Raw genomic sequence first — 19709 nt, forward strand, 5'->3', positions numbered from 1 at the left:
CTTCACCCTCGCCGCCGTCTGGGTGGCCGTCATCTTCGTCCTGGCCGGCGGAGGCCACTGAGCCGGCCGGCCAGCCCACCGAGCCCTGCCCGGCGGCGGCCACTGACCACCGCCGGCCCACCGGCTCAGAGCATCCGGGACGACCAGAGCAGGCTGAGCGAGCCGGCGCAGAGCGCCAGGAGCAGCGCCAGCCCGGCGTACCACTGGGTCACCTCGCGTGGCTCGGTACGGAAGCCGATCGAGCTGCCCATGTCCTGGTAGACCTGCTTCAGCTCGCTCACCGACGCCGCCTCGTAGAAGTAGCCCTCGGTGGTCTCGGCCAGTTCCGCCAGCGCGAGCCGGTCCACAGGCACCCGCTGGAGTTGCCCGCCGATGTCGACCTGGCCCGTGTCGGTGCCGAAGGCGATAGTGGACACCGGCACGTTTGCCGCCTGCGCGGCGGCCGCTGCCTCCTCCACCGATCGACCCGAGGTGCGGAACCCGTCGGAGAGCAGCACGATCCGTGCCGGTGGGATGCCGGCCGCGCCGTCGGCCGGCACCGACCGGATCGCCTCCAGGCAGGTGAACACCGCCTCACCGGTGGCGGTCGCCTCGGCCAGCACCAGCCCGTCGATCGCGGCGGTCACCGCGTCCCGGTCCTTGCCCGGCGGCACCAGCACGTTCGCCGCCTTGGCGAACGACACGAGGCCCAGGTTGTAGCTCTCCGGCAGCTCACCGACGAACTGCTTGGCGGCCTCCTGCGCGGCCTCCAGCCGGTTCGGCGCCACGTCGTCGGCCTGCATCGACAACGACACGTCGATGGCCAGCATCACTGTCGCCCGCTCCAACGGTTCCTTGCGGTCCACGGCGGGACGCGCCAGCGCGGTGGCGAGCACCAGCAGGCAGAGCAGGAACGCCGTCGCCGGGACGTGCCGACGCCAGCCCAGACCCTTCGGCGCCACAGTCCGCAGCAGGTCCACGTTCGTGAACCGCATCGCGTACGCCCGGCGGTGCAACTGCCGCCAGACGTAGAACGCGGCGAGGGCGAGCACCGGCAGCACGGCCAGCAGCCACCACGGTTGCAGAAAACGGATCATCGTGTCGTCCCCCGGGTGCGGGCGTGCCGCTGCGCGGCAACGAAACGCACCATGTCCAGCAGCCAGTCTCGGTCGGTACGCAGACGCAGATGGGCAGCGCCGGCGCCGCGCAGCGCCGCGGCGATCGCGGCGCGCTGGGCGGCGGCAGCCTCGGCGTACCGCTGCCGCAGGCGGGGGTCGGCGGTCTGCACCTCGTGCAGCTCACCGCTCTCCGGATCGACCACCGGCAACACCCCCACGTCGGGCAACTCCAGCTCGCGCGGGTCCACCACCTCGATCGCCAGCACATCGTGCCGCACCCGCAGCTTGCGCATCGGCCGGGCCCACTGCTCGGCCGGCGCGAGGAAGTCCGAGACCACCACGGCCACCCCACGTCGTCGGGGCGGCCGGTTGAGCATCTCGACGAGGGCGCCCAGATCGCCCCGGCCGGGCTGGATCGCGGTGCCGGCCACAGTACGCAGCAGGCCCTGCGCCTCCTTGCGGCCCGAGCGGGCCGGCAGCCGGGTGAGCACTCCCGGCCCAGTCGGCGGTGGGCCACCGCGCCAACGGCGGGTCGGGGCGGGCGCACCGCCGCCGGTGCCGATCACCGCGCCGATCCGGTTGCCGCCGCGCACGGTCAGGTGGGCGATGGCCGCCGCGGCGGCCACCACTACCTCACGTTTGAGCCACTGCCCGGTGCCGAAGTCCAGGCTCGCCGACAGGTCCAGCGCCAGCCACGTCTCCAACTCCCGGTCGGCGACCGTACGCCGCACGTGCGCTGTCGTGGTCCGGGCCGTGACCGGCCAGTCCATCCGGCGTACGTCGTCGCCGGGGCGGTACTCCCGCGACTCCCCCGCCTCGCTGCCCGGCCCCGGCAGCAGGCCGGCGTAGTCACCCTGGAGCAGACCGTCGAGCTTGCGGGTGACGAGCAGTTGGAGGCGGGACAGCACCGCTTCACTGCGGTCGCCGAGGGGGGCGGGACGAGGGGTGGGTGAGGTCACGGCCGCTGCCCGTGCCAGCCTGCACCCGGCGGCGCGACTGTGGGCGACGGGGTTGCCTGCTGCCGAGGTGCGACCGCCGGGAGCGGGATCGTCGACATGACCCGGTGCACGATGTGGTCGGCCGGCACGTCGTCGGCGAGCGCGTCGTAGCTGAGCACCAGCCGGTGCCGCAGGATGTCCGGGGCGATGTCCTGCACGTCCTGCGGGAGCGCGTAGTCCCGGCCGCGCAGCAGCGCCAGCGCGCGGGTGGCCCGGACCAGGCCCAGAGAGGCGCGCGGGCTGGCCCCGTACTGGATGAGCTGGGCGACGTCGGGCATGCCGTGCTCGGCCGGGGTACGGGTGGCCAGCACCAGCCGGACCGCGTAGTCGACGAGCGCGTTGTGCACGAATACCTGGTCCGCCTTGCGTTGCAGGGCGATCAGGTCGGGTGTGTCGAAGACCGCCGCCGGCTCCGGAGCGGCAACGCCCATCCGGTAGACGATCTCGCGCTCCTCGGCGTCGGTCGGATAGCCGACCACGATCTTCATGAGGAACCGGTCCCGCTGCGCCTCCGGCAGCGGGTAGACGCCCTCCTGCTCGATCGGGTTCTGGGTTGCCATCACCAGGAACGGTTCGGGCACCCGGTGGCTCTCCCCGCCGATGGACACCTGCCGCTCGCTCATCACCTCCAGCAGCGCCGACTGCACCTTGGCCGGCGCCCTGTTGATCTCGTCGGCGAGCAGGAAGTTGACGAAGACCGGGCCCAACTCGACGTCGAACTTCTCACTCGACTGCCGGTAGATCCGCGTACCCATGATGTCGGCCGGCACCAGGTCAGGGGTGAACTGCACACGCGCGAACGAGCCACCGACGACCTTGGCGAGGGTCTCCACGGCCAGGGTCTTCGCCACCCCGGGCACCCCTTCGAGCAGGCAGTGACCCCGGGCGAGCAGCGCCACGAACATCCGCTCCACCATCCGGTCCTGCCCGACGATCACCCGTTTGATCTCGAACAGCGCCTTCTCCAACAGGGTGGCGTCCTGCGCTGGCGTCGTCACCGGCGCGGGCGTCTCCGGTGCCGCCCCGTTCGGCGTCGGGGCATCGGGCGTGGTCGGCTGGGCCACCGGTCCTCCACAGCGTTTGTCGGTCGTCGCGGCTGGTGCGGTATCAAGACTCGCACGCCCAGCTGAGTGTGGTGGTGGGGAGAAGCCGATTTTCGCCACGCCGTCCCCGCCAACCGAATCGCCCGTCACGGGTGGACACCGACCCGCCCGTGGTGTGTACCATTCATCCCGTCGCCGGGCGGCTCCCCCCGTGGCCGCCCGGCGCTCAAACTTCCTCTCCGGCCGCCCTAGACTGACCGTGATGAGCATCCCCTCCCCCGCCGACGAGGCCCTTGTCTGCTCGGCCCGCGGCTGCCGTGCCACCGCCGTCTGGGCCCTGGAGTGGAACAATCCGCGCCTGCACGACGCCGAGCGACGCAAGACCTGGCTCGCCTGCGACGACCACCGGGGCAGTCTGGGCGACTTCCTGGACGCTCGCGGCTTCCTGCGTACCGTCACTCCGGTGCCCACATCACCTACCCTCGACATGTGATCAGCGCAGCGAGGAAACGATGAGGCACAGCAGCGTGACGTCGCGCGCCGTCCACGAACGACGTGGAACGGCAGCGCCGTACGCGCGGAACGGGTCCCGTCGGTGAGCCCGGAGGATCGCGCCGGCCCGCCGAACCCCACCTCCCCGTCCTGGCCGCCCACCCCGGCCGCCGCGCCGCCCGGCGTCCCACCGCCGCCCGGCGCGTTCCCGGCGCCGGGAACGCTCGGCCCGGAGCCCACACCGCCGGACGCGTCGTCGCCGGCACCGCTACCGCCGAACGCGCTACCTCCCTCCGGCGGGTACGACGCCAGCTCACGCCCACCCGACCTGCCGCCGCCCGGTCTCCTGCCGCCACCCGGTCTCCTGCCGCCACCGGGCGCCGACCCGCTGTCCACCTCCGCCGCGCCCGGCGGGCGGGGCCCGTTGGACCCGTGGCCGGATTCCGTCCAGTGGCAGCCGATCTCCACCGACCTGATCTGGGTGGAGCTGATCCGGCTGGCGATCGTGGTGGCCATCGGGCTGGCGGTCACGGCGTTCGGCTGGGCGCTGAGCGGCCACGGGCTGTTCGGGGTCGCCTTCGCCGCCGTGCTCGTGTTCGGCGCGTGGCGGGCCACGGCCATCATCCGCGCGGTCCGGGCCTGGGGGTACGCGGAACGCGACGACGACCTGCTGGTGCGGCACGGGCTACTGGTCCGACGGCTGTCCATCGTGCCGTACTCCCGGATGCAGTTCGTCGACGTGAGCGCCGGCCCGTTGGAGCGTGCGTTCAACCTGGCCACCGTGCAGTTGCACACGGCCGCCGCCGCGAGCGACGCCCGGGTGCCGGGGCTGCGCCCGGCGGAGGCGTCCCGCCTGCGCGACCGGCTCACCGCGCTCGGCGAGGACCGGGCGGAAGGGCTGTGACCGCCCGGCTGGGCACCCGTCGGCGATGCCGAGGGTCGGCCCGATGAGCGAGAGTCCCACCGAGCCGGGCACCCGCCCGTCCATGCCGTCCGGCGACGCGCCTCCCGCCGGTCCACCGCCTCAGTACCCCGCCGCGGGCCCCTACGGCGCTCCGCCGCCTGGCACGGGACCCTACGGCCCTCCGCCGCCAGGGACGGGACCCTACGGCCCGGTGCCGCCGGGCGCCGGACCCTACGGCCCTCCACCGCCAGGCGCGGGGCCCTACGGCGCGGTACCTCCGGGCGCTGTTCAGCAATGGCCGGGGCCGCCGGGTGGCGGCGAACCGCGCCAGCGGCTGCATCCGCTCAGTCCGGTGCTGCACGGTGCCAAGTCACTGGTCGTGGTGATCGCCGGGCTGTCCTGGTCGACGCTGTCCCGGGTGGGCTTCGGCTGGTTCGCCGCGATGGTGGTGGTGCTGGCGCTCGGTGCCACAGTGCTGTCGGTGGTCAGCTGGTACAACACCGGCTACCACGTGGTGGGCCGCGAACTGCGCGTGTACGAGGGGCTGCTCTGGCGGCGTACCCGGGCCATCCCGCTGGAACGGTTGCAGGCAGTGGAGGTGGTCCGGCCGCTGCTCGCCCAGCTCACCGGCCTGGCCGAACTGCGTCTGGAGGTGGTCGGCGGGGGCAAGACCGAGGCCCCGCTGGCGTACCTCGGGGTCGCCGACGCGGCCCGGCTGCGCGAACGGTTGCTGGCGCTGGCCGGACGGACGGCGCCGGACGTCGCGGCGCCGACGACGGCCGGTGGTGCGCCACCGCAGGCGCCCGCGCCGGGCCGGCCACTGCACGCGGTACGCAACAACGACCTGCTGGTCAGCCAGCTGCTCACCCCGCAGGCGTTCCTGCTTCCGTTCGGCCTGGCGTTCGTCGTGGTGCAGTTCGTCACCGCCGAGTCGTGGTCGTTCATCGCTGTGGCGAGCACGCTCACCGCGATGGCAGGTGTGCTGCTGCAACCGATCCGCCGGGTCCTCGACGACTGGAACTTCCGGCTGGCCCGCGACGGCGGCACGCTGCGGGTGCACAACGGGCTGCTGGAAACGCGGGCGCAGACCGTACCGCTGCACCGGGTGCAGACCGTGCGGGCCACCTGGCCGCTGCTCTGGCGGGTCAAGGGCTGGTTGCGGCTCCGCCTCGAGGTGGCCGGCTACTCCGTCGGCGAGGCCGACGACCGCAACCGTCCCGACCGGTTGCTGCCGGTCGGTGACCTGCCGACCGCGACGATGATCGTCGCCGAGGTCCTACCGGGTGTACGCCTCGACACGCTGACGCTGCACCGCCCGCCGTCCCGGGCGCGCTGGCTGCACCCGCTGGGCCGTGGCGCGCTCGGCGCGGGTCTGTTCGATCGGGTCTTCGCCACCCGGTCCGGGCTGCTCACCAGGCAGTTGGCGATCGTGCCGTACGCCCGGATCCAGAGCGTCCGGGTCGTGCAGGGGCCTGTGCAGCGCCTGCTGGGGTTGGCGACCGTACACGCGGACACGGCGGGCGGATCGGGAGCGGCGGCCGAGGACCGGGACCTGGCCGAGGCGTGGATCCTGGCGGCCGAACTGACCACCCGAGCGCAGTCCGCCCGCCGCTCCGCCTGATCCACTCCAGTGGTGATCATGCCCTGATCACCTCGGGTGCGGTCAGCGGTCGGCGGGTACCGCTGGTGCCGTGGCCGGACGTCCGGCGACGCTGTCGGGGCCGGTCGTCGACCCCGGCGGTTCCCCGCCCGGAGGTTCCGCGCCGGGAGGTTCCGCATCGGTGGGTTCCGCCCCGGCCTTCGGGTGCTTGGCCCGCCACGCCGCCCACGCGCGCTCGGCCAGGCCGACCACGAGGAAGGTCAGGCCGACGTACGCCCAGCCCACAAGTACGTCGATCACGTAGTGCTCACCCGAGTAGACAAGGGTGAAGGTCATCGCCAACGGGTACGCGAACAGCAGTGGCCACCAGCGGCGGCGGGTCGTGCCCAGGAAGAACACCACGACGAACAGCGCCCACGCGGTGTGCAGCGACGGCATGGCGGCGACCGGGTTCGAGGCGATCTGGCCGGCGTTGAGCAGGTTGCCGGCACCGTGCATGCCGAACGCCTTCCAACCCCTTGTGGAGATCCGGAGCACCTCGGTGAGCAGGCCGTGCTGCGCGGCCCACCACGGTGGGGCGGCCGGGTAGACGAAGTAGGTCACCAGGCCTGCGGCGCAGAGGAACCCCCAGCGCCGCATGTACGCGGCCCAGCGGTGCCTGTCGCGCAGCCAGAGCACCGCGGCGGCGGCAAGCGCCACCACGAAGTGCGAGAAGTACACCCAGCTCGCCGCGATGTCCCACCACTGCACCTGCGGGCGGTACAGGTGCTCCTGCAACCAGATGGTCGGCACCTCGCCGCCGGTCGCCCAGCCGAACATGAACCGGTCGGCGACGATCAGCTCCATGGCGTGCGGGGTGGCCCCGTTGTCGGCGAACCCGCGCGACAGGTTGTACGCGGCCAGCAGCAGTACCACCGGCACCCAGTCCCGGGCGAAGCGCAGGTGGCTGCGCCACGGTCGGTCGCTGTTCCAGGCGATGGTCCCGGCCCAGATCCACACGAAGGCGTACGCCGGGTCGGTGGGCAGCCCGATTCCGAGCCAGGCGGCGACGAATGCGACAGCCCAGATCGTCATGGCGACGACGCGCCGACGGCCCCCGTCCGGGGACGCGGGCGGGTCGGTCCGGGCGGGGGGTTGGGGGTCAGTCACGACGGCCATCGCGGTCAAGGTTAACGACGGTGGTGGCATCGACCGACGGCGACCACCCGGCGGAGCCGTACCCAGGTGGATGGCGGTCGGTGGCGGGATCCTCGGGCGTGTGCTCGGCGGGCACGGCGAGCACCTAGGCTGACGACCATGCAGGAGCAGCCCGAGCCGGCCTTCGCGCCGGGTCTGACCGCCCAGGTCGAGTTGACGGTCACCGACGCGGACACCGCCCAGGCGGTGGGTTCCGGGGACGTACCGGTGCTGGGTACACCACGGGTGCTCGCGCTCGCCGAGGCGGCGACCGTCGCGGCCACGGCGACCGGGATGCCGTCCGGGTCGACGACGGTGGGCACCCGTGTCGAGTTGGAGCACCTGGCGCCGACGGTGGTGGGCCGGACGGTCCGGGCGCAGGCGGTGCTGGCTGCCGTCGACGGTCGCCGGCTGTCGTTCGAGGTCACCGTCAGCGACGACACGCAGACCGTGGCGCGGGGCCGCGTGGACCGGATCATGGTGGATCGGCAGCGTTTCGTCGACCGCGCCGGGCGGACGTCGTGAGCCGCGGCTTCGTCGAGGTCGCCGACCGGGTCCACGTGTTGCGTGAGCCGCTGCTGCGGATCAACGTCACGCTCGTCGTCGGCGACGACGAGGCGCTCCTGGTGGACACTCTCTCCTCGGCCGCGCAGGCCACCGGGCTGGCCGCCGCCGTCCGGGCGGTCACCGCCCGTCCGCTGACCCTTGTCAACACCCATCACCACTACGACCACTGCTTCGGCAACGCCGTGCTCGCCGGGGACCCACAGCGACCGGTGTACGCGCATGAGCGCGCCGCCGAGGCTCTGCGCGACGAGCCGGAGCGGCTGCGCCGCGAGGCGTACGAGGAGGTGCGCGCGGAGCACCCGGCGCTCGCCGCCGAACTGGCCGACACCGCGCTGCTCGCCCCGACGCACACCGTGCACACCGAGACGACGCTCGACCTGGGTGGCCGGCGGGTGCTGCTGCGGCATCCGGGGCGGGGGCACACCGACGCGGATCTCGTGGTGCACGTGCCCGACGCGGACGTGCTGGTGGCCGGTGATCTGGTGGAGCAGAGTGGTCCGCCCGCCTTCGAGGACGCGTACCCCTTGCAGTGGCCGGACGCTGTCGCGGACCTGCTGCGGCTCACGACCCCGGCCACGGTGGTGGTGCCGGGTCACGGCGACCCGGTGGATCCCGCTTTCGTCCGCGCCCAGCACGCCGAGCTGGTGCGGTTGGCGTGGCTGATCCGGGCCGCGCACACCGGCGGCGCGCCGCCGGAGCGGGTGGCCGCCGAGGCGCCCTTCGGGGCCCGCGCGGCCCTGACCGCGGCCCGCCGAGGCTACCGCGAGCTCGACGGCGCGGCCTGACCGCCGACTCCTGCCGATCTTGCAGTTTCTGCCCGGGTAAAAGCCGCAGACCGGGATCAAGCCGCGACCGAAAGTGCAAGATCGACGCAGGACAGGGGACGGGGAGCACGGCGCGGGGTCAGGGCTTGTAGCGGTTCTGGACTTCGGGGCGGGTGGGCATGGCGGTGGCCGCGCCGGGTGACTCGCAGACCAGGCCGGCCACCCGCAGCGCGAACGCCACCCGCTCGACCCAGCCGTCCGGGTGCTCGGGCTCTCCGGCGGCGAGCAGGTCGGCGATCAGCGCGGCCACCACCGAGTCGTCGGCGCCGCTGGTGTCGACGACGTTGGGTGTCGGCACCCGCACCGGGTCGGCGTCGGCGGCGGCCAGCACCGCGCCGGCCGCGCCGAGGGTCACGACCACCGTGGCGGCGCCCAGTTCCCGCAGGTACGCGGCGACGCCCTCGACCGGTTCGCCCGGGTAGAGCAGGTCCGCGTCGGCGCTGCTCAGCTTGACCAGGTGCGCACCGGCGGCGAACTCGGCGACTACCTCGCGCAGCCCATCCAGCGCGGCCGGGCCGTCCAGGAGCCAGGGCCGCACGTTCGGGTCGAGGACCCGCAGACCGGTGGCGAGCGACCAGGCCCGCCGGGCGGCGGCGAGGGTGCCCGGTCCCAGCAGCACTGCCGAGCCGCAGCAGAGCACGTCGGCGCCCTCCAGCAGCGCCCGGTCCAGGTCGTCGGCGGCGAGCAGCGCGTACGAGGGCGGCTGACCGTAGTGACGGACGTCGGATCGCGGGCCGTCGAGGGTGACCACCGCAAGCGGGGTCGGCGCCGGTGCCGTGACCACGCCGGTCAGCCCGACGTCGGCTGCGGTGAGGAAGGCGCGGATCCGGTCCGCGAGCAGGTCGTCGCCGAGTGAGCCGACGAACTCCGCTCGGCCGCCGAGCCGAGCCACCCCGACTGCGACGTTGAGCGGGCTGCCGCCGATCGCCTGCCGGTAGACCCGTTCCCCGTCGCGTTCGGTGTCGACCAGGTCGACGAGCGCCTCGCCGAGCACCACCGCGTACCCCATCCTCGTCCCTTCCTGATCGACACCGGCCGCCGCCGTGACGGCCGGCGTGGCATCAGGCTGGCACAGCGCGCGGGCCGATGAGCGGCGAAGACGCAGGACCGGTCGATCCGGTTTGTGGATCGGTACGGCGGCAGCCGCGGAGGCGCCGTGCCGTCGGGCTGCCCGTGCGTCGATTCCATACATCGAGGAACGACTATTGCGCGGCGGACGGTTGCGTGATGGGATGACGCGTACCAGGTGGTGCGAGGGGCTGTCGCGCCGCCGGTTGCCGGGTTGTGTGACGCGAGGGCACCGGTCCCAGGACAGGACCGTTGATGGCGCGTGCCCGCCGGCCGATCCCCTCCGCCGGGCGCATCGCCATCACCGTGATCGTCGCCTCGGCTCAGTGCAGCGATGCGACAAAGACCACATCCCAGGCGGGGCGGCTCGGGCAGCACGCCTCGCGAGTCAGGAGAACCCGTGAACCGTTCCCGTACGGCTGCGTTGCTCACCGCGGCCGTGACCCTCGCGTTGGGCGCCGTCGCCCTGGCGACCACTCCGGAGCCGGCCGCCGCGCACGGCGCGGCCATGACCCCGGGCAGCCGCACCTACCTGTGCTGGCAGGACGGCCTCAGCCAGACCGGTGAGATCAGGCCGAACAACCCCGCGTGTTCCGCTGCCGTGGCACAGAGCGGGGCGAACTCGCTCTACAACTGGTTCAGCGTGCTGCGCTCGGACGCCGGTGGTCGGACCACCGGTTTCATTCCGGACGGGCAGCTGTGCAGTGGCGGCAACACCGGTTTCCGGGGTTTCGACCTGCCCCGCACCGACTGGCCGTTGACCCACCTGACGGCCGGTGCGCGGCTGGACTTCCGGTACAGCAACTGGGCGCACCACCCGGGCACCTTCTACTTCTACGTGACGAAGGACAGCTGGAGCCCGACCCGGGCGCTGGCCTGGAGTGACCTTGAGGAGCAGCCGTTCCTCCAGGTGACCAACCCGCCGCAGCGCGGCAGCGTCGGCACCAACGAGGGCCACTACTACTTCAGCGGCAACCTGCCCTCGGGCAAGAGCGGCCGGCACATCATCTACTCCCGCTGGGTGCGTTCGGACTCGCAGGAGAACTTCTTCGGCTGCTCCGACGTGACCTTCGACGGTGGCAACGGCCAGGTGACGGGTGTGGGTCCGGGCGGTACGCCGCCTCCCACCACCCCGCCGCCCACCACGCCTCCGCCGACCACGCCCCCGCCGACCACGCCTCCGCCCACGACGCCGCCGCCGACCACGCCCCCGCCGACCACGCCGGCGCCGGGTGGCGACTGCATGGCCGTCTACAAGGTCGTCAGCGCCTGGCAGGGCGGCTTCCAGGGCGAAGTCATGATCATGAACCACAGCAGTAGGGCGTACAACGGCTGGACCGCGAGCTGGACCTGGCCCAACGGGCAGTCCATCAGCCAGATCTGGGGTGCCACACAGACCTCGTCCGGCTCGTCGGTGACGGCCACGAACGTCGCGTACAACGCCACTGTCGCACCGGAGGGCACCACGACCTTCGGCTTCCTGGCCAGCACCAACGGCACCAACGGTCTACCGACGGTCAGCTGCACAGGCCGCTGACCCCCTGAAACGACCAAGAGGTTTGCGTCACCGGAACTGCTCCGGCTGGCGCAAACCTCTTGGTCGACAGGGGTCGGGTCAGCGCACCATGGACCCGACGACGGGCTTGGTGAGCAGGGCGGACTGGTTGCGCTGGATGCCCGGGTCGAGGGTCTTGGCCACGAAGATCGCGTGCCAGATGCAGAAGATCAACACCGTCCACACCTTGCGGGAGTGGTCGGCCTCCTCCCGCTTGTGCTCGTCGAGCAGCCGCAGCGCGTACGACAGGTCGAGCAGATCACCCGCGCCGGAGGTGCTCAGCACGTGCCGCGCCCACTCGTACATCTCACCGCGCAGCCACACCCGGGTCGGGGTCGGGAAACCCAGCTTCTTGCGGTTGACGATGGCCGGCGGCACGACGCCCTGCAACGCCTGACGCATCGCGTACTTGGTGGCGTCCGAGCGCGGCGGCAGCTTGAGGTCCACCGGGATCTTCGCGGCGACGTCGAAGACCTCACGGTCGAGGAACGGCACCCGCACCTCCAGCGAGTGCGACATCGAGATCCGGTCGGCCTTGACAAGGATGTCGCCGCGCAGCCAGGTGTAGAGGTCGACGTACTGCATCTTGGTGACGTCGTCCAGCTCGGTGCACTCGGCGTAGATCGGCGCGGTCACGTCGGTGTAGCGCACCGAGGGGTCGTAGCGACGCAGCAGGTGCTGCTTCTCCTCCTCGGTGAACATCCGGGCGTTGCCGTAGTAGCGCTCCTCGATCGGGGTGGTGCCGCGCTCCAGGAAGCTCTTGCCCTTGACCCCCTGCGGGATCGCCTTGGAGACCGCGCGCAGCCCCTTCTGCACACCGCCGGGCAGGCCGTTGACGGTGCCGAGCGACAGCGGCTCGCGGTAGATCGTGTAACCGCCGAAGAACTCGTCGGCGCCCTCACCGGAGAGCACCACTGTGACGTGCTCGGCGGCCTTCTTCGCCACGAAGTACAGCGGCACCAGCGCCGGGTCCGCCACCGGGTCGTCAAGGTGCCAGACGATCTTCGGCAGCGCGTCGATCATGTCCTGCGGACCGATCTTGGTGGGGATGGTGGTGACGTCCAGGTGCCGGGCCGACTCCTGCGCGACGTCGATCTCCGAATATCCCGGTACGTCGTAGCCGACGGTGAAGGTGAGGATGTTCGGGTTGAACTCGCGGGCCAGCGCCACCACAGCTGTGGAGTCGATGCCGCTGGACAGGAACGAGCCGACAGGCACATCCGAGCGCATGTGCATGCGGACGCTCTCGCGCAGCGTCTCCCGGATCTCGTGGTAGAGCTTCTGCTCGTCGTCGACGGGCGCGGGCCGGAACACCGGCCGGTACCACCGGCGTACGTCGATCCGTGCGCCAGGCGTCCAGGTCAGGTACTCCCCCGAGCCGATCCGGTTGATGCCCTTGTGCAAGGTGCCGGGCTCGGGGACGTACTGAAGGGTCAGGTAGTGGCTGAGGTTGGCCGTGTCGACGCCCGCGTCGCCCTGGTAGGCGCTGTGCGCGAACGGCAGCAGCGCCTTCTTCTCCGACGCCAGGTAGAGCCCGTCGGCGGTCTCCAGGTAGTGCAGGGGCTTGATGCCGAAGTAGTCACGGGCGCCGAACGCACGCCGCTCCTGCCGGTCCCAGATGACGAAGGCGAACATGCCACGCAGCCGGGTGAGCACCTGCTCGCCCCAGTAGTGGTAGCCGGCGACGATCACCTCGCCGTCTCCGGCGGTGGCGAACTGGGCGCCGAAGTTCCGGATCAGCTCCTCGCGCAGCTCGATGTAGTTGTAGATCTCACCGTTGAAGGTGAGCAGGTAACGACCGTTCGCATACGGCAGCGGCTCGTGACTCGACGCTACGTCGATGATGGCGAGCCGCTTGTGGGCGAACACTCCGTCCGCGTACCGGCCGGAGGCATCGCCGACCACCTCGACCCCTGTCTCGTCGGGGCCGCGGTGGTGCAGGCATTCCAAGGCTCCGGCGATGTGGTCGCGGTGCGCGGCGGCGTTGCCGTTCGCGCTGAAGAAGGCCAGAAGTCCGCACATGGTGGTCATCTTCCCACGCGCTCTGCCGGCCCGTAGCAGCCGTCCGTCGATCCGGAGCGCTCCCGCGCGGCACCACCGCGAGCCGGGCGCGCGGTACCGTCGGGACCAGCAACGAAGCGGAGGGAGCGGCGCAATGACCGAGGGACGCACCGACGGTACGCCGGCGGACGGTACGGAATCGCACGATCCGGATTTCCCGGAGGCGTTCCTGTCCTTCATGCGGACGGGCTGGCAGGACACCGAACTGCCTGTGACACCTCGACCGGAGGCCCCCAACTACGCCAAGCGGCGTGCCGCGCTGTCCGCCGCCTTCCCCGGCGAGACCCTGGTGATCCCGACCGGCCCCGAGAAGGTACGCGCCAACGACACCGCGTACCCGTTCCGTCCGGGCAGCGACTTCGCCTACCTGACAGGTGACCACGACCCGGACAGCGTGCTGGTGCTGCGCCCGAACGGGTCCGGGCACGACGCCACGCTGTACATGCGCCCGCGCTCCTCGCGGGAGACCGACGAGTTCTTCCGCAGCCGCCACGGCGAGCTGTGGGTGGGCCGACGGCACACGCTCGGCGAGAAGTCCACCGAGCTGGGCCTGCCCACCGCCGACCTGACCGGCCTGGAGGCGGCGCTCGCCGACCTGGCGCCCGGCCGCACCCGGGTGCTGCGCGGGTTCGACGCCCAGGTCGACGCCGCCGTGCGCCCGTATGACGGGGTCCGCGTCGAGGGGCAGCCGCCACGTGACCGGGAGCTGGCCATCGCCATCTCGGAGCAGAAGCTCGTCAAGGACGAGTGGGAGATCGCCCAGCTCCAGGACGCTATCGACGCCACCGTACGCGGCTTCGAGGACGTGGCCCGCGCCCTGCCGGCCGACCGCGCCGTCTCCGAGCGGCTGCTGGAGGGGATCTTCGCGCTGCGCGCCCGGCACGACGGCAACGACGTCGGGTACGGCTCGATCGTCGGCGCCGGTGAGCACGCCACGATCCTGCACTGGGTGCACAACCACGGCGCCACCCGTCCGGGTGACCTGCTGCTCATGGACATGGGCGTCGAGGGGCGCAACCTCTACACCGCCGACGTGACGCGGGTGCTGCCGGTGAACGGCCGGTTCACCGCCCTGCAACGCCAGGTCTACGACATCGTGTACGCCTCGCAGCAGGCCGGCATCGACGCGATCCGCCCCGGGGTGAAGTTCAAGGACGTCCACCTGACCTGCATGCGGGTGCTCGCCGAGGGCCTGTCCGAGGTGGGCCTGCTGCCGGTGAGCGTGGACGAGGCGATGGACGAGAAGTCCTCGATCTACCGGCGGTGGACGCTGCACGGCTTCGGCCACATGCTCGGCATCGACGTGCATGACTGCTCGAACGCCCGCAAGGAGACCTACCGCGACGGCGCCCTGGGCGAGGGCTACGTGCTCACCGTCGAGCCCGGGCTGTACTTCCAGCCGGAGGACGAGCTGGTCCCCGCCGAGCTGCGCGGCGTGGGCATCCGCATCGAGGACGACGTACTGGTCACGGCGACCGGTGCGGTGAACCTGTCGGCCGGTCTGCCGCGCACCGCCGACGAGGTGGAGACCTGGCTGGCCGAGCAGCGGGACGCGGGTCCCCGCCTGCCCGGCTGACCGGGAGCGCCACCGACTGACAGCACCTGCCCGCCGGGCCGGACGTATCGACGTCCGGCCCGGCTTTGGCATGGGCGGCTCCCGTACCCGGGTGATCGCCTCGGGTTCGATGGAAACGCGGTGTCCGCCGTCCGGAACACCCCGGTTTCCAGCGGGCCGAGGCGATCAGCCGAGGGCGGCCACGCTGCGCCGGGCGGTCGGCGAGACCGGGCCGCTCAGGTGTCGTAGCAGCCGTCCCAGGGCGGGTCGAAGCCCAGATCGTCGGGGACGAACTCGGCATGGTCCTCGCCGTCGTAGTCCTCCGAGCCGTCGATCAGGCCGAACACGTGCCCGTCGACCTCGACCTGGAAGAGGCCGATCGCGATGTCGGCGAAGACCCGACCGGGCAGCGCGTCGAGCCATTCGACGAGGCGAGCCTCCGCGCGATCGCACGAGGCTTCCTCGTCTTCGCTGGTGCCGGCGAACCAGATGTCTGAGTCGGTGTGCGCGCCGTCGGCGTCGAACCGGTGCAGCACCGCGTACCACCGCTTGTGGCGATGCCAGTCGTCGTCGGCTCCCGCACCATCCTCCACTGTCGCGGTGACGGAGCCGAAGAACTGGCCTTTGTCGTATTGGCCGATGAAGCGGGTGTGGTAGTCGGGCTCATACGCGATCGGCACGCGCACGGGAATCGCCATGGGCGGGACCGTACTGCAAAGGAGCACAGGACCTCGTTCGGGTGTATGGGCTGCCGGCATCCCTTCCTACCGTCACGCTCCGTTCACCGGCACATGGCCCAACCTGGGCCGAATGTGGGGTTATCTCGGATACGTCCGCCTCGCGAAGATAGTTCTCATACGGTGGGCATCAGAGGCTGCAACCGATTTGTAGCTGGTCGCGACGCCTCGGGTGGTGCGACCCCGTCTGATAGCAGGAAAGGGCGGAAGGCTCTGATGTCCAACGACTTAACGAGTACCGAGGGCGGGCCCCCGACGGCACCGCCGACACGACGGCGACGTGCGCTGTGGGTCGCCGGCGTGGCCGGGCTGACCGGCGTCGTGGGCCTGGCGGCCCTCGGCGGGGTGGCCGCGCGTGACGACAAGCCCAGTTCCGGCCGCGTGTCCGACGCGCAGTCGTCGACCAACCGGCAGAACGTCAGCGACGCTGGCGAGAAGACCGACGGCACCAAGGAGAACGACGGCCAGGACGAGTGGGGCGGTGGCGAGTGGAGCGGTGGCGACGACCGGTACGCCAAGCGCGACGGCAAGGAGCACACCAGCCAGGTGCCGTGTGACTCCGACAAGCTGATCCAGGCGATCGTCTTCGCCAACAGCCAGGACGGCGGCACGCTGGAGCTGGCCAAGGGCTGCACCTACAACCTGACCCGCAACGACTATGAGGGCAACGGCCTGCCGGTGATCACCGAGCGGGTCACGCTCAAGGGCGACCACACGACCATCGGTCGCGACGCCACGGCCGACTACTTCCGCATCCTCAACGTCGGTCCGGGTGGGCATCTCACGCTCAAGGGTCTGAGCATCCGGGGCGGGCAGACCATCCAGCGGGCGATGACCCTGGACCCGGCGACGGTCTGGGCGCCGTACTCGGCCTCGGTCCGCAGCACCGTGGCGGCCGCCAAGCCGGCGGCCACCACCGCCGCGCCGGGTGCGACAGCCAAGCCGGAGGCCACCACCAAGGCCAAGCCGGCGGCAGCGGCGGCCGCCAAGCCAGCAGCGGCAGCCAAGGCGACGGCGGCAGCCAAGCCAGCAGCGGCCGAGGCGACGGCAGCGGCCAAGCCGGCAGCGGCGGCCAAGGCCACGGCAGCAGCCACGACGACGGCCAAGCCGGCAGCGACCGCGAAGGCCGAGCCCGCCACGGTGGCCGCCAAGCCGGCGGGGGCAGTGGTGCCTCTGGTGGAGGAGCCCGGGTTCAACGACGGAGCCGGGGTGCTGGTGCAGCCGGGTGGCCGGGCCGAGATCCTGGACAGCGAGTTGCTCTACAACCAGTCCGGTGGCAACGGTGGCGGGTTGGCCAACTTCGGCGCCGCCAAGCTCAGCAAGAGCACCGTGGCCCACAACACCGCGTTCCTGCACGGCGGCGGCATCTTCAACGCCGGCGTACTCCAGGTCGACGAGTCGAAGGTCAAGGACAACACCGCGATCATCGGTGGTGGCGGCATCGCCAACGGCGCGGCCGGGATCTTCGGCGACGAGGTCGACGGCGGTTCGGTCTGGGTCTACAAGAGCGAGATCACCGACAACGAGACGCTCGGCTTCGGCGGTGGCGTCCTGGACGTCGAGGGCACCACGACCCTGCACGACACGACGGTCAGGAGCAACACCGCGGTTCTCGCCGGAGGCGGCGTCGCGGTGGCCGACAGCCAGCTCACCCTCAAGAACGCCACCGTGGCCAGCAACAGCACCGCTGGTGTGGGTGGCGGGTTGGCGGTTGCCTTCGACAGCACCGCGACAGTGGAGAACAGCGCGATCACTGACAACACCGCCGGGTTCTTCGGCGCCGGCCTCTTCAACGAGGACAGCGTCACCACGCTGCGTGACAGCAAGGTGGTGGGCAACCGGGCCATCGGTCCGTTCGCTCGCGGCGGCGGCATCTACAACACCGACGGGGGCGAGGTTTCCCTGAGCCGGACGACTGTGGCGCACAACTTCGCCACGCTCCCGGCCGGTGGGGTCTTCAACCAGCTCGGCAGCACCGTGACGCTTGACGACGAGTCCGCGGTGACCGCCAACCGCCCCACCAACTGCTTCAACGTTCCGGACTGCTTCGCCTGACAGGTGGGGCTGAACCACATAGAGGGCGCGCCCCTCCGAGCCGGCGACGGCGCGGAGGGGCGTACCCATTTGGGCTCCTCGCGGGCCCGACGGCGGCCTTGGGGGCCGTGTGCCCGGCCGGGGCGTCGCGGCCGGTCCGGACCGAACGTGAACCTAATGTGGGGTTGTTTCGGATACGCCCCCGAGGCGAGGAACATTCTCATACGGTGTTTTTGGGAGCTACAACCGATTTGTAGCAGGGGACGTCCGTCTGAGGGCGGCGACCCTGTCTGGTACGAGGAGAGGGCAGAGAGCTCCGATGTCCAACTACCTAACGAACAACGAAGCCTCCGGGCAGGCGACGGCCAAGCGCCGCCGCAAGCTCTGGCTCGCCGGTGGCGTGGCCGGTTTGACGGGCGTGATCAGTCTCGCGGCGGTGGGCGTCGCGGGCAGCGCCGGTGCGGTCAGCGGCCTCAACTGGAACACCGCGCAGGTCAGCAGGGACGGCGACCAGGGCGGCGACCACGGGCGTGACTGGGACAAGGACCGGGACAAGGACAAGGGCAAGGACCGGGACAAGGACCACGAGCGCGGGAAGGAGGTGCCCTGCGACACCGACAAGCTGATCCAGGCGATCGTCTTCGCCAACAGCAAGCACGGCGGTGTGCTGGAGCTGGCCAAGGGCTGCACCTACAACCTGACCCGCAACGACTACGAGGGCAACGGCCTGCCGGTCATCACCGAGCGGATCACGTTGAAGGGTGAGCACACCTCGATCGTTCGGGACGCCACGGCTGACTACTTCCGGATCCTCAACGTCGGCACCGGTGGGCACCTCACCATCAAGGGCCTGACCATCAAGGGCGGCCAGACCCTCGAACTGCTCGAGGCCGTCGAGCCGGCCGCCGTCTGGGCGTCCTACTCGGACTCCGAGGCGATCGCCGCCGAGGTGAAGTCCGGCGTACCGCTGGAGAAGGCGCTCACCGCGCGGCAGGCCAGCCCGAAGGCGGGCCTGAAGGCGGCCCCGAAGGCCGCTCCCAAGGCCGCGCCGAAGGCGCCGGCGGGTGCGGTCACGCCGCTGGTCGAGGAGCCGGGCGACAACGACGGCGCCGGCATCCTGGTCCAGCCGGGCGGCACCGCCGAGATCCTCGAGTCCGAGGTCGTCCTCAACCAGTCCGGCGGCAACGGCGGCGGTGTGGCCAACTTCGGCACCACGAAGATCTGGCACAGCACCGTGGCCCGTAACACCGCCTTCTTCTTCGGTGGCGGTGTCTTCAACGCCGGCCTGCTCAGGGTCGAGGAGTCGAAGGTCAAGGACAACACCGCGATCATCGGTGGTGGCGGCATCTCCAACGGAGCCGCGCGCATCTTCGCCGACGACATCGACGGTGGGACGGTCGAGCTGAAGAAGGCCGAGATCAGCGACAACGAGACGCTGGGCTTCGGCGGTGGCCTCCTCGACATCGGCGGCAACACCACCGCGTACGAGACGAAGTTCGTCTCGAACACCGCGGTCGTCGCCGGTGGCGGTCTGGCCGCTGCGGACAGCCAGCTGAACCTGCACGGCGTCACAGTGGAGAAGAACAGCACCGCCGGCGTCGGTGGTGGCCTTGCCATCGCCTTCGACAGCGCGGTCACCGCTGAGCGCACCGAGATCAAGGACAACACCGCCGGGTTCTTCGGCGGCGGGGTCTTCAACGCCTTCAGCGTCACCACGCTGCGCGACAGCGAGGTTGTCGGCAACCGGGCCATCGGCCCGATCGGGGTCGGCGGCGGCATCTTCAACATCTTCGGCGAGGTCAACCTGTCGAAGACGAAGGTCGCGCACAACTTCTCCACCTTCGCCCCGGGCGGTGTCTTCAGCTTCTTCGGCGAGGTGAACGTCGACAACAAGTCCGCGATCACCGCGAACCGTCCGACGAACTGCCTGGCCATCCCGGGCGGCACCATCGAGAACTGCTTCGCCTGATCACCCTCGGGTGAGCACAGCACGACAAC

At 71.2% G+C, this 19709-nt stretch carries 16 protein-coding genes; 9 read left to right on the top strand and 7 right to left on the bottom strand.

The genetic code is table 11. The features are described 5' to 3' along the window. Nucleotides 1-125: 125 nt before the first annotated feature. The 3 genes from ACLQ23_RS25620 to ACLQ23_RS25630 are packed head-to-tail and all read right to left on the bottom strand — an operon-like array spanning nt 126 to nt 3159. Entirely contained in the window at nt 126-1076 is a 951-nt protein-coding gene (locus ACLQ23_RS25620) for a VWA domain-containing protein (protein WP_355594470.1), read from the bottom strand. Beyond that, a complete protein-coding gene (locus ACLQ23_RS25625) occupies nt 1073-2074 on the bottom strand; it encodes a DUF58 domain-containing protein (RefSeq protein WP_355594548.1) in 1002 nt (333 codons plus the stop codon). The genes ACLQ23_RS25620 and ACLQ23_RS25625 overlap by 4 nt, the downstream gene beginning before the upstream one ends. Then, a complete protein-coding gene (locus ACLQ23_RS25630; protein ID WP_355594468.1) occupies nt 2053-3159 on the bottom strand; it encodes an AAA family ATPase in 1107 nt (368 codons plus the stop codon). The genes ACLQ23_RS25625 and ACLQ23_RS25630 overlap by 22 nt, the downstream gene beginning before the upstream one ends. A 241-nt stretch (nt 3160-3400) precedes the next feature. Between ACLQ23_RS25630 and ACLQ23_RS25635 the strand changes: the two genes are divergently transcribed. The 3 genes from ACLQ23_RS25635 (at nt 3401) to ACLQ23_RS25645 (ending at nt 6155) form a co-directional block, all read left to right on the top strand. Then, entirely contained in the window at nt 3401-3631 is a 231-nt protein-coding gene (locus tag ACLQ23_RS25635; RefSeq protein ID WP_355594466.1) for a hypothetical protein, read from the top strand. Nucleotides 3632-3994: 363 nt separating this feature from the next. After that, complete coding sequence (locus tag ACLQ23_RS25640) at nt 3995-4534, top strand: PH domain-containing protein (RefSeq protein WP_355594546.1); 540 nt, start codon at nt 3995-3997, stop codon at nt 4532-4534. A gap of 82 nt (nt 4535-4616) precedes the next feature. Further along, the gene (locus ACLQ23_RS25645; RefSeq protein ID WP_425736108.1) at nt 4617-6155 is read left to right on the top strand and encodes a PH domain-containing protein; all 1539 of its coding nucleotides are present in this window, start codon (nt 4617-4619) and stop codon (nt 6153-6155) included. 42 nt (nt 6156-6197) lie between these two features. Here ACLQ23_RS25645 and ACLQ23_RS25650 read toward each other — a convergent pair whose 3' ends face one another. Then, nucleotides 6198-7292 carry a phosphatase PAP2 family protein gene (locus ACLQ23_RS25650; RefSeq protein ID WP_425736106.1) on the bottom strand — a complete coding sequence of 365 codons (1095 nt, stop codon included), beginning with the start codon at nt 7290-7292 and terminating at the stop codon, nt 6198-6200. A 138-nt stretch (nt 7293-7430) separates the two neighbouring features. Here ACLQ23_RS25650 and ACLQ23_RS25655 point away from each other — a divergent pair, with 138 nt between their 5' ends. After that, complete coding sequence (locus ACLQ23_RS25655) at nt 7431-7835, top strand: thioesterase family protein (protein ID WP_355594460.1); 405 nt, start codon at nt 7431-7433, stop codon at nt 7833-7835. Next, entirely contained in the window at nt 7832-8662 is an 831-nt protein-coding gene (locus ACLQ23_RS25660; RefSeq protein WP_355594458.1) for an MBL fold metallo-hydrolase, read from the top strand. The genes ACLQ23_RS25655 and ACLQ23_RS25660 overlap by 4 nt, the downstream gene beginning before the upstream one ends. A 118-nt stretch (nt 8663-8780) precedes the next feature. Here ACLQ23_RS25660 and ACLQ23_RS25665 read toward each other — a convergent pair whose 3' ends face one another. Beyond that, nucleotides 8781-9710 carry a PfkB family carbohydrate kinase gene (locus ACLQ23_RS25665; RefSeq protein WP_425736105.1) on the bottom strand — a complete coding sequence of 310 codons (930 nt, stop codon included), beginning with the start codon at nt 9708-9710 and terminating at the stop codon, nt 8781-8783. A gap of 459 nt (nt 9711-10169) precedes the next feature. Here ACLQ23_RS25665 and ACLQ23_RS25670 point away from each other — a divergent pair, with 459 nt between their 5' ends. Continuing rightward, the gene (locus tag ACLQ23_RS25670) at nt 10170-11306 is read left to right on the top strand and encodes a lytic polysaccharide monooxygenase auxiliary activity family 9 protein (protein ID WP_425736104.1); all 1137 of its coding nucleotides are present in this window, start codon (nt 10170-10172) and stop codon (nt 11304-11306) included. Nucleotides 11307-11384: 78 nt separating this feature from the next. On the opposite strand, the gene asnB is transcribed toward ACLQ23_RS25670, so the two are convergent. After that, the gene (asnB, locus tag ACLQ23_RS25675) at nt 11385-13346 is read right to left on the bottom strand and encodes an asparagine synthase (glutamine-hydrolyzing) (protein WP_355594452.1); all 1962 of its coding nucleotides are present in this window, start codon (nt 13344-13346) and stop codon (nt 11385-11387) included. Nucleotides 13347-13479: 133 nt separating this feature from the next. Between asnB and ACLQ23_RS25680 the strand changes: the two genes are divergently transcribed. Further along, complete coding sequence (locus ACLQ23_RS25680; protein WP_425881213.1) at nt 13480-14961, top strand: aminopeptidase P family protein; 1482 nt, start codon at nt 13480-13482, stop codon at nt 14959-14961. 215 nt (nt 14962-15176) lie between these two features. On the opposite strand, the gene ACLQ23_RS25685 is transcribed toward ACLQ23_RS25680, so the two are convergent. Beyond that, nucleotides 15177-15638, bottom strand: coding sequence for a hypothetical protein (locus ACLQ23_RS25685; protein ID WP_355594448.1), 462 nt, complete (start codon nt 15636-15638; stop codon nt 15177-15179). Nucleotides 15639-15977: 339 nt separating this feature from the next. On the opposite strand from ACLQ23_RS25685, the gene ACLQ23_RS25690 reads away from it, so the two are divergent. Both ACLQ23_RS25690 and ACLQ23_RS25695 read left to right on the top strand, forming a co-directional pair. After that, on the top strand, nt 15978-17732 hold the full coding sequence (locus tag ACLQ23_RS25690; RefSeq protein ID WP_425736103.1) for a right-handed parallel beta-helix repeat-containing protein: 1755 nt from the start codon (nt 15978-15980) through the stop codon (nt 17730-17732). Nucleotides 17733-18030: 298 nt separating this feature from the next. Then, entirely contained in the window at nt 18031-19680 is a 1650-nt protein-coding gene (locus tag ACLQ23_RS25695) for a hypothetical protein (RefSeq protein WP_355594444.1), read from the top strand. Nucleotides 19681-19709: the final 29 nt, after the last annotated feature.

This window comes from Micromonospora sp. DT41 (assembly GCF_049841715.1).
Taxonomy (GTDB): domain Bacteria; phylum Actinomycetota; class Actinomycetes; order Mycobacteriales; family Micromonosporaceae; genus Micromonospora; species Micromonospora profundi.

What these genes read in the sequence shown, in the direction of transcription:
- ACLQ23_RS25620 (WP_355594470.1), bottom strand. Translation starts at nt 1,076, where the DNA reads ATGATCCGTTTTCTGCAACCGTGGTGGCTGCTGGCCGTGCTGCCGGTG.
- ACLQ23_RS25635 (WP_355594466.1), top strand. Translation starts at nt 3,401, where the DNA reads ATGAGCATCCCCTCCCCCGCCGACGAGGCCCTTGTCTGCTCGGCCCGC.
- ACLQ23_RS25645 (WP_425736108.1), top strand. Translation starts at nt 4,617, where the DNA reads ATGCCGTCCGGCGACGCGCCTCCCGCCGGTCCACCGCCTCAGTACCCC.
- ACLQ23_RS25650 (WP_425736106.1), bottom strand. Translation starts at nt 7,292, where the DNA reads ATGGCCGTCGTGACTGACCCCCAACCCCCCGCCCGGACCGACCCGCCC.
- ACLQ23_RS25655 (WP_355594460.1), top strand. Translation starts at nt 7,431, where the DNA reads ATGCAGGAGCAGCCCGAGCCGGCCTTCGCGCCGGGTCTGACCGCCCAG.
- ACLQ23_RS25665 (WP_425736105.1), bottom strand. Translation starts at nt 9,710, where the DNA reads ATGGGGTACGCGGTGGTGCTCGGCGAGGCGCTCGTCGACCTGGTCGAC.
- asnB (WP_355594452.1), bottom strand. Translation starts at nt 13,346, where the DNA reads ATGTGCGGACTTCTGGCCTTCTTCAGCGCGAACGGCAACGCCGCCGCG.
- ACLQ23_RS25680 (WP_425881213.1), top strand. Translation starts at nt 13,480, where the DNA reads ATGACCGAGGGACGCACCGACGGTACGCCGGCGGACGGTACGGAATCG.
- ACLQ23_RS25685 (WP_355594448.1), bottom strand. Translation starts at nt 15,638, where the DNA reads ATGGCGATTCCCGTGCGCGTGCCGATCGCGTATGAGCCCGACTACCAC.
- ACLQ23_RS25695 (WP_355594444.1), top strand. Translation starts at nt 18,031, where the DNA reads ATGTCCAACTACCTAACGAACAACGAAGCCTCCGGGCAGGCGACGGCC.